General features: G+C 64.6%; 13 protein-coding genes and 1 tRNA gene. 3 read left to right on the top strand and 11 right to left on the bottom strand.

Translation table 11 applies throughout. From position 1 onward, the window contains the following. Positions 1-93: 93 nt before the first annotated feature. Both K3152_RS09715 and K3152_RS09710 read right to left on the bottom strand, forming a co-directional pair. Positions 94-711 (bottom strand): LON peptidase substrate-binding domain-containing protein, encoded by a 618-nt coding sequence (locus tag K3152_RS09715; protein WP_221573926.1) that lies wholly within the window; start codon positions 709-711, stop codon positions 94-96. Beyond that, complete coding sequence (locus tag K3152_RS09710) at positions 708-1,631, bottom strand: tetratricopeptide repeat protein (protein ID WP_221574373.1); 924 nt, start codon at positions 1,629-1,631, stop codon at positions 708-710. Before K3152_RS09710 ends, K3152_RS09715 begins: the two co-directional genes overlap by 4 nt. Positions 1,632-1,826: 195 nt before the next feature. Between K3152_RS09710 and K3152_RS09705 the strand changes: the two genes are divergently transcribed. Continuing rightward, positions 1,827-1,901: transfer RNA gene (locus K3152_RS09705), tRNA-Gly, on the top strand. A 122-nt stretch (positions 1,902-2,023) separates the two neighbouring features. Beyond that, positions 2,024-4,216 carry a TonB-dependent receptor gene (locus K3152_RS09700; protein ID WP_221573925.1) on the top strand — a complete coding sequence of 731 codons (2,193 nt, stop codon included), beginning with the start codon at positions 2,024-2,026 and terminating at the stop codon, positions 4,214-4,216. Between the two features lies 1 nt (position 4,217). Here K3152_RS09700 and K3152_RS09695 read toward each other — a convergent pair whose 3' ends face one another. The 4 genes from K3152_RS09695 to K3152_RS09680 all read right to left on the bottom strand — a co-directional run bounded on the left by K3152_RS09695 (position 4,218) and on the right by K3152_RS09680 (position 8,497). Next, positions 4,218-5,393: a saccharopine dehydrogenase family protein gene (locus tag K3152_RS09695; RefSeq protein WP_221573924.1), complete on the bottom strand. Its 1,176-nt coding sequence runs from the start codon at positions 5,391-5,393 to the stop codon at positions 4,218-4,220. Between the two features lie 80 nt (positions 5,394-5,473). Continuing rightward, a complete protein-coding gene (dcd, locus tag K3152_RS09690; RefSeq protein ID WP_221573923.1) occupies positions 5,474-6,028 on the bottom strand; it encodes a dCTP deaminase in 555 nt (184 codons plus the stop codon). Positions 6,029-6,116: 88 nt separating this feature from the next. Beyond that, positions 6,117-8,069, bottom strand: coding sequence for a hypothetical protein (locus tag K3152_RS09685; RefSeq protein ID WP_221573922.1), 1,953 nt, complete (start codon positions 8,067-8,069; stop codon positions 6,117-6,119). After that, positions 8,066-8,497 carry a hypothetical protein gene (locus tag K3152_RS09680; protein WP_221573921.1) on the bottom strand — a complete coding sequence of 144 codons (432 nt, stop codon included), beginning with the start codon at positions 8,495-8,497 and terminating at the stop codon, positions 8,066-8,068. The genes K3152_RS09685 and K3152_RS09680 overlap by 4 nt, the downstream gene beginning before the upstream one ends. 111 nt (positions 8,498-8,608) lie before the next feature. Here K3152_RS09680 and K3152_RS09675 point away from each other — a divergent pair, with 111 nt between their 5' ends. Further along, the gene (locus K3152_RS09675) at positions 8,609-9,850 is read left to right on the top strand and encodes a glycosyltransferase family 4 protein (protein ID WP_221573920.1); all 1,242 of its coding nucleotides are present in this window, start codon (positions 8,609-8,611) and stop codon (positions 9,848-9,850) included. Here the strand turns inward: K3152_RS09675 and K3152_RS09670 are convergent. The 5 genes from K3152_RS09670 to K3152_RS09650 form a co-directional block, all read right to left on the bottom strand. After that, complete coding sequence (locus K3152_RS09670; RefSeq protein ID WP_221573919.1) at positions 9,847-11,076, bottom strand: WcaI family glycosyltransferase; 1,230 nt, start codon at positions 11,074-11,076, stop codon at positions 9,847-9,849. The two genes, K3152_RS09675 and K3152_RS09670, sit on opposite strands and share 4 nt — an antisense overlap. A gap of 3 nt (positions 11,077-11,079) precedes the next feature. After that, positions 11,080-11,706 carry a hypothetical protein gene (locus K3152_RS09665; RefSeq protein ID WP_345719791.1) on the bottom strand — a complete coding sequence of 209 codons (627 nt, stop codon included), beginning with the start codon at positions 11,704-11,706 and terminating at the stop codon, positions 11,080-11,082. Between the two features lie 79 nt (positions 11,707-11,785). Further along, positions 11,786-12,583: a DUF1295 domain-containing protein gene (locus tag K3152_RS09660; RefSeq protein WP_221573918.1), complete on the bottom strand. Its 798-nt coding sequence runs from the start codon at positions 12,581-12,583 to the stop codon at positions 11,786-11,788. Further along, entirely contained in the window at positions 12,576-13,205 is a 630-nt protein-coding gene (locus K3152_RS09655; RefSeq protein ID WP_221573917.1) for a lysophospholipid acyltransferase family protein, read from the bottom strand. Before K3152_RS09655 ends, K3152_RS09660 begins: the two co-directional genes overlap by 8 nt. Before the next feature lie 60 nt (positions 13,206-13,265). Then, positions 13,266-13,907 carry a hypothetical protein gene (locus tag K3152_RS09650; RefSeq protein ID WP_221573916.1) on the bottom strand — a complete coding sequence of 214 codons (642 nt, stop codon included), beginning with the start codon at positions 13,905-13,907 and terminating at the stop codon, positions 13,266-13,268. Positions 13,908-13,940 lie beyond the last annotated feature (33 nt).

Here is a 13,940-nt window from a genome sequence, read left to right as displayed (position 1 = left end):
GGCCAAAGGCCACCTGCAAGGCCGCCCGCAGCGGGTGCAGCTTGCTGCACGTCTAGCGAGGATGAAGCCGCGGAGGCGGCTTCGCAAAACAAACTACTGCAGGGTAACGATTTCGTCCCCGTCGTCGCGCAGGGCGAAGAACTGCATCAGCTGGATCATCAGCTCGCAGCGTTCGGAGAGCGTGTCCGCCTCCAGCAGAGCCTGCTTGGCGGCGCTGTCGAAGGGCGCAATCTGCGCGACACCGTTGATGAGCGTCTCGTCGTCCAGGCGCTCGACCGAATCCCAGTCGACCGAATAGCCCTGCATGGCGGCAAAGCGCTTCGCCTCGAATTCGAAGCCCGCGCGCTCGACGCTGGCGAGGACTTCGCCTTCCGGGTCGTCGATGAGTTCGGCCTCGACCTGGCGGAAGGCGGTGTTCACCTCCAGCTCCTGCGAAATGCGGAAGCGTTGCTCGCCTTCGAGCACGATATTGTAACGCCCGTCCTCCAGCGCCTCGACATCGCCGATACGGCCAAGACAGCCGATGGCATAGAGCGGCGAGCCTTCGGCATTGCGCTGCGGCTGGACCATGCCGATGAGCCGGTCCTTGGCGAGCGCGCTGCCGACCAGTTCGCGGTAGCGCGGCTCGAAGACGTGCAGCGGCAATTGCAGGCCCGGGAACAGGATGGCGCCGGGCAGCGGGAAGATGGAGAGGCGTCTGGTCTCGCTCATCCGAACAGCAATTTCGACAGGCGGCGGCGGGTGGCAACCACCCACGGGTCTTCCAGCCCCACGGCGTTGAAGATGTCGAGCAGCTTGGTGCGCGCGGCGCCCTCGTTCCACTCGCGGTCCTGTTCGACCATGGCGAGCAGTTCGTCGGCAGCGGCATCGCGCTTACCCGCGGCAAAGGCGGCCTCGGCATAGGCAAGGCGCGCATCCATATCGTCGGGATTTGCTGCGGCTTTCTCGCGGAGGCCCGCCAATTCGCCATCATCGACCTTGTTGCCCGCCAGTTCGAGCGCGGCCTTGGCGTTTTCGATAAGAGTGTCCCCAGCCATCGCCGGATTGGCCTCGACCGAAGCGAGTACGGCCTTGGCTTCCTCGACCTGGTCCGCCTGAGTCAGCGCGCGGATAAGACCTGCATGCGCGGCCACATTGTCGGGCGCCATTTCGGTGACCTGCGCGAAGATACCCGCAGCGCGCGCGGCATCGCCTTCGCTCAGCACCTGCTCGCCCATAGTCACAAATTGCTCGACCTGCTCGGCGGCCTGCGCCTGCGCACCGCCGGCATCGCCGCCTTCAATGGGAAGCTGCGCGAGGATCTGGTCGAGCACTTCCTTCAGCTGCGATTCGCTGCGGGCCTGCGTGAGGTCGGCCACCGGCTGGCCCTGGAACATGGCATAGATGGTCGGGATGGACTGGACCTGGAACTGCGCGGCGATGAACTGTTCCTTGTCGACATCGACCTTGACCAGCACCACGCCCTTGTCGGCATATTCGCCCGTGACCTTCTCCAGCATGGGGGCGACGGCCTTGCACGGCCCGCACCACTCGGCGAAGAAATCGAGGATGACGAGCTTCGTCATCGACGGTTCGACAACGTCTTTCTTGAACTTCTCGACCGCCTTCTGCTCGTCGATGCTCAATCCCATGCTCGCCACGTAAAACTTCCCTTCAGTATATATAACGTCGCCCGCCCATGTGGGTCCCGGCGCGCGAATGTGAAGGGGCCTAGGCGCTCGAAAGGCGCGGGTCAAAAAAGTGCATTTTTTGTCTTGCGAGACTCAAAAGCCGTTGCTAGTTGCGCGCCTCCCCACCGGGCCACAGGTTCGGTAGAGCGTCAGTGAGCGGGCGTAGCTCAGGGGTAGAGCACAACCTTGCCAAGGTTGGGGTCGGGCGTTCGAATCGCCTCGCCCGCTCCATTTTCTCCAACATCCTTAGTGTAACAACCGCCCATCGGCGGCCCCATGCCGTTGGTCGCATGCATATGCGGTTTGTCGCGGGCGTCCTTGCATGCCTTCGCAAAATCCCTATTCAGGCGGTTATGTTGTATCACAATATAGCCACGCGCCGCCGTCTCGCGGCCTCGCTTTCGCTCATCGCCGTCGCTCATTCCGTGCCAGCCCTGGCGCAGGATGAAGAGGCGCCGGACTCGCAGACCATCATTGTCGAGGAAACGGCAGAGGACGACCTTCACAACCGCAAGGTCGACAAGGACGGAACGATCATCGTGACCGGCTCAAGCCTGCGCCAGTTCGACCTGCTCGCGGGCGTCAGCGTCATCGAAAGCGACACGCTCGATGCGAATATGGACGGACAGCTTGGCGAAGTGCTCACCAGCGTGCCGGGGGTGACGGCCAGCGGTTTCGCGCCCGGTGCCTCGCGCCCGATCCTGCGCGGCTTCTCGGGCGAGCGCGTCAAGGTGCTGGTCGACGGTATCGGCGCGATCGACGTCTCGAACACCAGCGCCGACCATGCCGTCTCCATCGACCCGCTGACCGCCGAATATGTCGAGGTCCTGCGCGGTCCTGCCGTGCTGCTCTACGGCAGCCAGGCCATCGGCGGCGCGGTCAATGTGGTCGACAAGCGCATCCCGCGCCGAATCCCCAACGAGGCCTTCCACGTCGACGCGCTGCTGCGCGCCGACACGGTGAGCGACTTGCGCGAAGGCGGGGCGAGTTTGGATATCCCGCTCGGCAGCGGCTTCGTGGCGCATGTCGACGGCAGCTATCGCCAGACGGACGACCTCGAAGTGCCTGGCTATCTCGTTGCTCCGGGCCTGCGCGCCGAGCTGCTCGAAGAGGCGGACGAGGAAGCAGAGGAAGGTCATCTGGACGAGGCCGAAGAGCTGCGCGAACTGGCGCTGCAGCAGGATTTCCTGCCCAACAGCGGCACCGAGACATGGACTGCGAATGCCGGTTTCGCTTTCTTCCGCAACGAATCGAGCCTCGGCGTATCGGTCGGCGTCTACGACACCTTCTACGGCATCCCCATCCGCCCCGGCGCAGGCCATGCGCATGGCGAGGAAGAAGAGGGTGGTGAACTCGAAATCGAGGAAGAAGGCCCCGAAACGGTCAACATCGGCCTGCGCCAGTACCGCGCAGACATGCGCGGCGACATTCGCCTCGGCGACGGGTTCTTCGAACGGCTGAAGCTGCGCGCCGGCTATTCCGACTACACCCACACCGAATTCGAAGGCGAGGAAGTCGGCACGGTGTTCGACGTGCAGGGCATCGAGGCGCGCGCCGAGCTCGAACAGAATTCGGGCGGCGTGCTGCGCGGCTCCATCGGCACGCAATATTACTTCCGCGATTTCTTCGCTGAAGGCGCAGAAGCCTATGTCGCGCCCAACCGCACCGAGCAAATCGCTTTCTTCGCACTGCAGGAATACGGCAATGGCGCCGTCCAGCTCGAAGGCGCGGCGCGGTACGAGAACACAAGCGTGGACTCGGTCCCGCTCGGGCTGGAGCGGAGCTTCGACGGCTTCTCCGGCGCGCTCGGTCTTGCCTACAAGCTCGATGCCACCATCCGCACCGGCGTGAACGTCTCGCGCGTTTCGCGTGCTCCGAGCGCCGAGGAACTCTTCTCGGGCGGCCCGCACATCGCGACGCAGGCCTTTGAAATCGGCGATCCCGATTTGACCCTTGAGAAAGCATGGGGCGGCGAAGCCTATATCCGCGGCGTCTCGGGCCCGTTCGAATTCAGCCTCGCGGCCTATCGCAACTGGTTCGACGACTACATCTATCTCTCCGAAACGAGCGAGGAAGAGGACGGGCTGCCGGTCTTCGAATATCGCCAGCAGGATGCCACCTATTCGGGCATCGAGGGCGAGTTGATCTGGAACTTCATCGATAGCGACAGCCTCGATGCGAAGCTCGATTTGCGCGGCGAATATGTCGAGGCCGAGCTTTCCGACGGCACCAGCGTCCCGCGCATCCCGCCGCTGGCGCTCATGGGCGCGCTCGAAGGCGAGAGCGGGGATTTCACCGTGCGCGGCGAGGTCGAATGGTTTGCGGCCCAGCGAGACGTCGCGCCGTTCGAGACCGAGACCGAGGGCTATACCTTCGTCAACGCCTCGGCCAGCTGGCGCCCGGTGCGCGGCAATCCGGCGATTACGCTCATCCTCAAGGCAGAGAATATCTTCGACGAAACGGGTCGCCGCCACGCCAGCTTCACCAAGGATTACGTGACGCTGCCGGGCCGCAATTTCAGCCTCGCGCTGAGGATGAGCCTCTAGCCTAGTCCTCGACTGCGAAGGTGAGGTGCGCGTGGTCGCGCAGGCGCTCGACCAGTGCCTCGCCGAGGAAGGATCCGGGCGTGCCCACGCCCCCTTCCGCATCGCTTTCGAGCAGCGCCATGGCGGTCTCGCCGATCATCCGGCTGGTCGAGCCGTAGCCGGGATCGAACTTGCCCTTCACGCTGTAGTGCAGCCCGCTCCCGTCGGGCCATGAGCCGATGAAGAGCACGTCGTAAAAGCCGTTCTCGCGCTCTTCCGCGCTCGGGCCTTCCCCCGGCTTGGGCGGCTTGGCGCCAAAGGGGTTCTTCATCAGCTCGACCGCAGCATTGGCCGCCGCCTTGCCCGCATCGCCGGGGCTGGTGAGCACCATCTCGTCATAGCGGAAGTCTTTCCCGTACGGAAAACCGCGCAGGAAATTGGTGCGGTGGACGTTCTTGGTGTTGATGGGCGCCATGACGAAGGGCGCGGCCCATTTGCCGGTCTCTTCCTCGTAGCGCGGGACCATGCCGCTGGGCTGGTCGGGTCCTTCGAAACCGGGGGTGAGCGCGAAGGGGTCGCGCAGCTGGCCGATGATCTTGGGGTTCTTCATCGCCGCCTTCATCGTCGCGCCAAGGCTGGCCGCGGTGCCGCCCGAGAACGTCCCCTGCATCTTGCGCACGCGACCTTTCACCCGCGGGGCAGGCGAGCCGTGGCGCTTTTCGGCCTCCTTCTGGAGCATCAGCACGCCGAGGTCGAAGGGGATGGAATCGAAGCCGGAGGAGAAACAGATGCGCGCGCCGCTGGCCTTTGCGGCTTCGTGGTGTTGCTCGATTTTCTCGGCCATCCAGGCAGGCTCGCCGCACAAATCGGTGTAGTCGGTGCCCGTCTTCACGCAGGCCTCGACCAGCGCATCGCCGTAAAGCTGGTAGGGTCCAACGGTAGTTATGACGACCTTGGTGCGCTTGCACATGGCCTCGAGGCTCGCCGCATCGCTCGCATCGGCGACAATCATCGGCGTGGTCGAGGGCGCGCCGATTTCATCGCGTACGGCGGTCAGCTTGTCCTCGCTGCGGCCCGCCATCGCCCATTTGGGCCCGTCATCGCGGCTGCCGTATTCGCGCACGAAATGTTCGGCGACGAGGCGGCCGGTGTAGCCGGTTGCGCCATAAACGATGATGTCGAATTCACGGTCAGCCATGCCAAATCTCCCACTTTGGGAGAATGTGTGCGCTGGCCGAAGCGAAGAGTCAAAAACGCAGCGTCACCGCCGCGCGCGGCTCACAATCTCGGCAGTGTGACCCCGCGCTGGCCCATGTATTTGCCCGCGCGGTCGGCATAGGTGACTTCGGGGCGCTCGTTGCCCTTGAGGAACAGGAACTGGCACGCGCCCTCATTGGCGTAAATCTTCGCTGGCAGCGGTGTGGTGTTCGAAAACTCCAGCGTCACATGGCCTTCCCAGCCCGGCTCGAGCGGGGTGACGTTCACGATGATGCCGCAGCGCGCATAGGTGCTCTTGCCGAGGCAGATGACCAGCACGTCGTCGGGAATGCGGAAATATTCCACCGTCCGCGCGAGCGCGAAGCTGTTGGGCGGAATCACGCAGACGTCGGTCTGGCGGTCGACGAAGCTGGTGGCGGCGAAATCCTTCGGGTCGACGATGGCATTGTCGATATTGGTGAAGATCTTGAACTCGTCCGCCACGCGCGCGTCGTAGCCGAAGCTCGACAGGCCGTAGGAGATATTCCCCTCGCGGCGCTGGGCCTCGGTGAAGGGTTCGATCATGCCGCGCTGCGTTGCCGCCTCGCGGATCCATTTGTCGGAGAGAATCGCCATGCAGCAGTGATTCCGCATGGCGAGCCCAACGGCAAGCGGGGAGGGGCGTTTTGTCCCCTCCCGTGTGAGCGAGGCCATGTGCAGATTATCAGGCGTCGGAGAAGAAGCCTTCCTCCTCCCAGCGTTGCCAGTCACGGTTGTAGCTGAACTCTATCCAGTCGTAGGCATTGTCGAGCACGCGGGTCTCATTGACTGCAAAGCTGGAGGAAGCGCCCTTCACGAAGCGGATGCTGCCGGTCGCATCATGCTTCAAAATGCGGATGCGCTGGCCGTCGGAAAAGCCGTAATCCGCCCCGCCCGTAGGTGTGCGGCGCAGGGTCATGTCGGCGATGATGCCGCTCGCCATCTGCACCGTCATGAATGGGGCGGCTGGCGCGATTTCGCCCGAGCCGGTGATGGCGGGCAGCTTGTACCACCCGCGCGCCCAGCCGCGGCTGGTGTAACGCCCGCGTTCGTAAGTGACGAGCGGCATGGAGACAGGGTTCGCCCCGCCATTGGGGAGGCGGTTGCCCGCGCAATCGCCCTCGACATGCATGGCGCAGCTGCGGTGGACATAGCCGGTCCAGTAGCTGCCCCACCATTCGAAGCCGTTTGCGCGTGCCTGCTCGGTGCGATGGTGCGAGAGCTTCAAGCGCACATTGGCGGGCGGGAGCTTGTAGATGCCCGCAGGCGCTCCGGGGACTGCTTCGGTGAGGCTCGCCACGCCATTGAGCGAAAGCGCGTGGATGCCGTTCTTGCGGTCGAGCCAGGCTTCGATGGCAAGGTCGGTATCGCGCAAGGCCATGGCATCGCTGCCATTGAGGCTGACCGTCGTGTCGATGGTGCGGATAGTCCCGCGCACCCAGCTCTGGAATCGCAGCGAGCGGATGGAGCGGAACTCGCAATTGTCGAGCACGGTGACGGGCGGCGGCGCATCGGCATCGCGGGTGGGATAGGCCTGCGCGTAATAGACCCCGTTGGCCGAGCCGCAGCCCAGCGCCATGTGGTCGCAATCGTGCCATGTGCAATTGCGATAGACCGCGCGGGTCTTGGCGACATCCTCCTGCGCCTGAAAGCAGTCGCCGAAGCTGCAATCGGTGGCCAGCACCTCGCAATCGATGCCGGGGTTGAAGGCGCTGCCGTTGGAAGTGGCGAAGCGGCAATTGCTGAGCACAACCTTCTCGACCGCGTTGGCCGAGCCCGCGAGATAGACCACCTCGCCCTTGAAGCCGGTCATGTCGGTGTCGCGCATGTGGATTTCGCCGACATAGCAATCCTGCACCCACAGTCCGCGGTCGGAAATGTCCCAGCCGTCGCCCGAGATGGGGTCGGCGGGGTAGGTCCAAGCGCCGGTGTTCTGCCGGTTGCCCTTGAGGACGAGGCGGTCGAGTTCGAGCCGTGCGATGGAGCGCTGGCCCTCGCCGGGGTCGGGAACGTCGCCTTGGAGGTAGATGGCTCCGCCGCGCCAGACCGAAAGCGTGGGGTCGCTGGCCGACTTGGCGACGAGTTGCCAGTCGGTCTCGGGGTCCACGCCGTCCATCGCACGGAAGTCGAGCGTGGTGCGGTTGGGAGCGCAGCCTTTGAGCGACAGCGACTTGCGGATGACGAGCGGGCGGCCGTCTTCTGCGCGCTTGTCCTCGACCGGCGAATAGCGCGGGGGGCAGTCGACGCGGTAGATTTCGTTCTCGAAACGCAATTCGCGTGCGCCTGCCGCATGGGCGTAGTCGATGGCGGCCTGCAGCGCGGGCTGGTCGTTGACCGCACCATCGCCTGCGGCGCCGCCCTGCTCGACCGAGAGCGAACCGGCTTCGGGCATGAGGCGGAAGATGCGGTTGTTGGCGGTGCGGAAAACGAAACGCGGATGTGCGGCGAGGAGGGGTTCGTCGCAGAGGCCATCGCTGATGTAGCTGGCCGCGCCTTTGCCGGGTTCGTCGTGCCCGGTGGAATCGAGCCGCGCGACATCGGCTGCGGGGCTGCGCCGTGCGAGGTCGCCGTAGAGCGCGGGTAGCGCCTGCGCGGCGCGGCTGGCGAGGCCCAGCGCGGGGATGGCGAGCGCGCTCATTGGGCGAGCCTGAAGGTGAGCGTGCCCGATGTTACTTTGCAGTCGAGCCAGAGCGTGGCAGCGGTTTCGGCTTCTTCCCACACTGGCTCGCAGGCATTGCCGGAGAACAAGCCCCACGGCGCGCCCGCGACAGTGAGAGGGTGGAAAGTCGCGCCGCCATCGGTCGAGCGTTTGACTTCGACGCTGCCCTGCCAGTCGCCCGACAGCGTGCAGAAGACCGGAGTCATTGCGGCAGGCGTGAAGGGACCGGCGAGAATGTCTCCGAATGTCGTTCCTTCGAGTGCGGCAGGCACGCTCGGCGGGGAGGCGTGGACCGGCAGCGGGCGCGTTTCGGCGACCAGCGCGAGGTGGCCGGAGCCGTCGTCGAAGCCGGAAACATAGGCGGGCGCGAAGCCGCCGGGGGTCTGGACGGGAATGGGGTCGCTCATCGCTTTCGGTTCCTTGGTTTGAATCGGATGAACCCATTCGGTTAACCACGCGCAGAGATGTAGGAAAATGCTTTTTGCGCCAGCGAGGTTTGCGGATAGGGCTGACGGCAGATGAGAACGGTCGTCCTCCATCCCGGCACACAGCACAGCAGGCAGACCGCGCTCGCGCTGCAGGGGCTGGACCGGCTGGCGTTCCTGATAACCGGCCTGTTCGACCATCCCGGCAGCCTGCCGCACCGGCTGGCTCACAGGCTTCCGGGAGCACCCGGGCGCGTCCTCAAGCGCGAACTTGGCCGTTTTGCGAGCGCTGGACTCGACCCGTCAAAGGTCCGCGCCTTCCCGCGCTACGAACTGCCCGAAAGGCTCGCGACCCGTGCGGGAGCAGTCGAACTGGGGCGGCGGGTGGATGCCGTGCTCAACAAAGCTTTCGGCAAACGCGTCGCGGCCATCGCAGCGCGCGAAGGACCGTTCGCGCTCTGGGGCTACGACAATTCCGCCTTCGCCGCTTTTGCCGACAAGCGCACGAGCCAGTGCCCAAAAATCCTCGACCGCACGATTGCCGACGGGCGCTACTGGAACGAGGAGGTCGAGCGCATCGCCGACACGCATGGCGACTGGCTGGCCAAGGGCACGCCGCGCTGGAGCGAGCAGCGCATCGCGCGCAACGATATCGAGTACGAACACGCCGACCGCATCGTGTGCGGCAGTCCCTTCGTGATGGAGAGCGTCAGGAAATACTCGCCGGTAACCGGCCTCGCCGAAAAGCTGGTGCTGCTACCCTATTCCTACGACGCCGGGCTGTTTGCCGGAGCGCCCGCACCGCCACCGGTTCCGAAAGACGAACCGGTACGCTTCCTCTTTGCGGGACAGGTCTCGGCGAGGAAAGGCGTCCAGCACATCGTCGACGCCATTCGCGCCCTGCCTAAGAGCGGCGCAAGACTGACGCTGGTCGGGCCCGTCATGGTGCCCGAGAAACTGCTCGCGCCTGTTGCCGACCGCATCGACATCCTCGGGTCCGTCCCCCGGCCCGAGATGCCCGTCATCATGCGCCGACACCACGCGCTGGTCTTTCCGAGCCATTGCGAGGGTTCGGCCATCGTGCTCATCGAGGCGATGGCCTCGGGCCTCGCCATCATCCAATCCGCCGCCGCCGGTCTGGGTGCGAGCGATAGGAGTGGCATCGTGATGGAAAGGCCGAACGCGGCGCAGGTGGAACAGGCGATGACGCGGCTCATCGAGGACCGCGAACTGCTCCACGAAATGCGGCTGGCGGCGATGGAAGAGGCGAAGCTGCGCGACTTTGCTGCCTATCGCAGCCACATCGACGCGCTGCTCATCGAGATGGGCGTCTAGCCGAGCAGGCGCTCCAGTCCCTCCTCGAACCGGTCCACCACCGACTCTTTCGACCAGGCCGTCCGCGCACGTTCGGCAGCGGCGCGCCCCATCGTCTCGCGATAGTCGGGATGCGCTGCCAGCGCCTCGAGGGCCGAGACAATCGCCTCGGGCATTTCGGGCGGGACCACGATGCCGCAGTCGACCAGCTCGCGCGCGATGCCGGTGCCGGGGCGCACGGTGGCAATCACCGGCCTGCCGCTCGCCAGCATGTTCCCGAGCTTGGAGGGCAGCACGAGGTCGGCGGCATCGTGCAATTGCGGCAGCAAGTGGATGTCCGCCATGGTCAGCAAATCGCCGATGCGATGTTCGGGCTGCAGGTCACGGAAGATGACGTTCCCAAGTCCGCTCGCAAGCTGCTCGAGATTCTTGCGGTTCGGCCCCTCGCCGCAAATCACGAAGACGATATCCTCCCGCTCCTGCATCAGCCGCGCCGCTTCGATGACCACGTCGAGCCCCTGCTTGTTCGCGATATTGCCCGAGTAAAGAGCGACCGTCTTGCCTTCCAAGCCCCACTCGCGCCTGAAGGCCGACCCATCACCCTGCACAATCGCAGCGGTATGGTTCGCCCAGTTGCGCATCTCGAGGATGCGGTCCTTCGCCACCCCCTTGCTTTCGAGCAGCTGGCACATCGGATGGCTGATGGTGGATACGAGGTTCGCCGAATGCAGCATCCGGTCCTCGAAGCGTGCGGCAGCGACAGCGGCGCGGCTCTCGCGCTCGATAAGCCCGGTGGCGAGCGCGGCACCGACCTCGAAATCCTGCACATGCAGCCACAGCGGCACGTCGGCCCTGCGCGCCATGCGCAGCGCAACCGGCGCGGCAACCATCGACGGGGCGACCGTGAACACGAGGTCCGGCGGCGTCGCGCGACGCAATTTGCGCGCCGCCGGATAGGCGCTGCTGGCAAAACTCGCATGGTGCGCGACCCGCCGCGAACCGGTCGGATTGGCGGGAATGTAATGCGGGCAGCGCGTCACCGAAACGCCGTTCTCGACGCTTGTCTTCCACCGCCGCTCGAACCCGTCGAACAGTTTCCAGTCGGGATAATAGGGCTGCCCGACCACCGCATCGACCGAGTGGCCGCGTTCGACCAGCGCTTCGGCCAAGCCGGCCGAATAGGGCCCGATGCCGATCGGCTCGGGCGCATAATTCAGCCCGATGAAAAGGATTCTGCGCGGGGTCACCAATCAGGCCGCGTGAAGCTTGCCGGTTCCCCGCGCCCCGCCGTCCTTCGCGCTGAGCCCGTCGAAAATCGCATCGATAATGGCCGCCAGCTTGCCTTCGGACAGCCGCTCGCCGATCATGGCGATGAGGTAGGGCTGGATATAGCCGATGACCATCTGGTTGATGATCGAACGCGCATCGTCGACGTCCATGCCTGCAAGATGACCGTCGGCCTGCGCTTCGACAATGAGTTCGCACAAATAATGGTCGGCAAGGTCGATATAGCTTTGCGCATATTCGAAATAGCGTTCGCCCATCTCGACATAGAGGCGGAAGGTGGCCGGGTCCTCCTGGAAGTTCTGCCGCAGCAGCGCGAACCGGCGGGCGAAGAACTCGTACATCTTGCGGCGCGGCGGCAGGTCTGTCCCCATCACCTCGTCCATCATCGCAATCTTGGGTGCGAACCATTCGGCAGTGATCGCGTCGAGCAAATCGCCTTCCTCGGGGAAGACTGCCTCCATCCGGGCACGCGCCACGCCGAGTTCGGCGGCCAGCCGCAACCGGCTCACCTCCTCGCCGGTGCGTTCGAGCAAGGCCATCGCCTCGCGTGCGAAACGCTGGCGTTGCTGCTCGATATCCTTGTCGCTCACGCTGGCGCTCCCTTGGCGAATAGGCGGAGGGTCAATGTAGCCAATCGAGGGGAGGGTTAAACCCCTGCGTGGCCCAAAATCAGCCGTTTTTCTTCGGCGGCATCGGGATGAAGGCCGAGGTGCGGCGCTTGTATTCCTCATATCCCGGTCGGGTATGCTTCATACCCTTCTCCAGCAGCGCTGCGCCCGACCATTTGACCAGCGTGAAGGTGAGGAAGAGCGGGCCGATCACGGTCCATGCGGCAACTTCCCAGCTCACGCTCGCAGCGACCAGCCAGATGCCCCACCAGGCGCAGGCATCGCCGAAATAGTTGGGATGGCGGGTATAGCGCCAGAGGCCGGAGTCCATCACCTCGCCCTTGTTGGCAGGGTCGGCCTTGAAGCGCGCCAATTGCCAGTCGCCGAGCCATTCGAAGGTGATGCCGACAAGGTAAAGCGCGATGCCCGCCCATGCGAGGCCAACGATCGGCGCTGGCGCTTCGCTCGACAGGATTCCGACTTGCGCAGGCGAACTGACGAGGAACAGCAGGAATGCTTGTCCGAGCCAGATCTTGGTCAGCGCAGCAAAGGCGAAACGGCCCTTATCGCGGTCTTTGCGCAGCATACGTTCGTAGCGCTTGTCCTCGCCCTCGGCCCGCCAGCGGCGCAAGAGGTAGATGCCGAGCCTGAGGCCCCACGCAGCCGTCATTGCCAGAAGCAGGTTGGCGAGCGCACCCGGCTCATCGAGCTGCAACCAGCTGGTGAAAGCCATCAGCGCCATGCCTGCGCCCCAGAAACTGTCGATGAAGGAAACGTCGTCGATCTTGACCGAGATGGCCCAGAGCACCAGCACCACTGCCACCAGCACGGCGGCGTTCACCAGCAACATCTCAACCATCGGCCTTCTCCTCCTCGATCAGGCGCTGCGCCTGTTTCTCCAGGATGTCGAACCGTTTGTAGCCGGGGAGCTTGGACTGCATGAAACGCGCGATTTCGGCCAGCGTCTCGCCATAGCTTTCGGTCGGCACGATGGCCGGGCCGAAGCCGAGCGTCATCGTCTCGTTGTTCACATAGGCGGGTACGATCGGGACATTGGCTGCGCGCGCGATGTGGTAGAACCCCGACTTCCAGCTGCCGTCGGTCGAGCGCGTGCCTTCTGCCGCGATGACCAGCGCGAGGTGTTCGCGCGCGGCGAATTCCTCGGCAATCTGCTGGGTGACATTGGCGCGCCTGCGGCGATCGACCGGGATGCCGCCCATGTCGAACATGAAGTTGCGTATCATCCCCTGGAACAGCGTGTGCTTGCCCATGAAATTGGGCTGCACGCCCTTTTCGGCCGTCGCGCCGATGAAGAACACGAAGTCCCAGTTCGACGTATGCGGCGCGCCCGCAATAACGAACTTGTCGATATCGGGCAGGTCCCCGTCGAGCTTCCAGCCCTTAAGCCGGTAGAGCACCATGATGATGCGCCGCACGAGGCGGCTCAGCAGCGTCGGCTTCCTGAAATTTGCGCGTGGCATTCTCTCTCCTGCCCTCCGGTTAGCAGGTCCGGAGGGGAAAGCGAGAGGGGCGTATGGAAATCAGACCTTGTCGCGCTCGGTGAGCGCAGGGTCGGTGTCGGGGCGGACCGGCGCATCCTCGATGCGGTCGTCGACCCCGTCATGGTCGCGGTCGCGCGTCGGAGTATCTTCCGCGGCATCGCTGGTCATCTCGCTGAACAGCGCCTCGTAATGGTTGATGGCGCGGCGCAATTCCTCGGTGGTCGCATCGCTCGAACGGTCGGCGATTTCATGGCCGGCGAGGTAGTGCTTGGCGACATCGCCATGGTCGACGGTGAGGTCGGCGTGGCGCTTCTCGAAATCGGCCATGGGATAGCCACGGGTGTTCATCACGTCGGTAAGCAGGCGGTCGGCCTTGGCGACGGCTTCGACCGGGCTGTCGACGAACAGCGCTTTCGCATCTTTCCAGTCGGCGGCGTAGCGATCGCGCTCGGCTGCGGTGAGGGGGCGGATGTCGAGCTTTTTAACCCGTTCCTCGCGCTCGATGAGGTCGGCCTCGGCATCGCGCCGCTTGCCATGCGTGCTCACGGTGCGGTCGTATTCGTCGCCGAACTTGTCGCGCAGTTCCTGCGTGCGTTTGCGCTGGAGGAAGAGCCATGCCAGCAACGCGCCGACAACGACGATAATCGCGATGACCGCGATGGTGACTTCTTGTCCTTCCACGGGAATTCTCCTTAGCCCGGTCCAACCCCCATG

Origin of the sequence: Qipengyuania polymorpha (assembly GCF_019711435.1) — a bacterium.
GTDB lineage: Bacteria > Pseudomonadota > Alphaproteobacteria > Sphingomonadales > Sphingomonadaceae > Qipengyuania > Qipengyuania polymorpha.
This window is presented reverse-complemented; position numbering and strand designations above follow the sequence as displayed.

What these genes read in the sequence shown, in the direction of transcription:
- K3152_RS09715 (WP_221573926.1), bottom strand. Translation starts at nt 711, where the DNA reads ATGAGCGAGACCAGACGCCTCTCCATCTTCCCGCTGCCCGGCGCCATC.
- K3152_RS09680 (WP_221573921.1), bottom strand. Translation starts at nt 8,497, where the DNA reads ATGAGCGACCCCATTCCCGTCCAGACCCCCGGCGGCTTCGCGCCCGCC.
- K3152_RS09655 (WP_221573917.1), bottom strand. Translation starts at nt 13,205, where the DNA reads ATGCCACGCGCAAATTTCAGGAAGCCGACGCTGCTGAGCCGCCTCGTG.
- K3152_RS09685 (WP_221573922.1), bottom strand. Translation starts at nt 8,069, where the DNA reads ATGAGCGCGCTCGCCATCCCCGCGCTGGGCCTCGCCAGCCGCGCCGCG.
- K3152_RS09710 (WP_221574373.1), bottom strand. Translation starts at nt 1,631, where the DNA reads ATGGGATTGAGCATCGACGAGCAGAAGGCGGTCGAGAAGTTCAAGAAA.
- K3152_RS09660 (WP_221573918.1), bottom strand. Translation starts at nt 12,583, where the DNA reads ATGGTTGAGATGTTGCTGGTGAACGCCGCCGTGCTGGTGGCAGTGGTG.
- dcd (WP_221573923.1), bottom strand. Translation starts at nt 6,028, where the DNA reads ATGGCGATTCTCTCCGACAAATGGATCCGCGAGGCGGCAACGCAGCGC.
- K3152_RS09700 (WP_221573925.1), top strand. Translation starts at nt 2,024, where the DNA reads ATGTTGTATCACAATATAGCCACGCGCCGCCGTCTCGCGGCCTCGCTT.
- K3152_RS09695 (WP_221573924.1), bottom strand. Translation starts at nt 5,393, where the DNA reads ATGGCTGACCGTGAATTCGACATCATCGTTTATGGCGCAACCGGCTAC.
- K3152_RS09675 (WP_221573920.1), top strand. Translation starts at nt 8,609, where the DNA reads ATGAGAACGGTCGTCCTCCATCCCGGCACACAGCACAGCAGGCAGACC.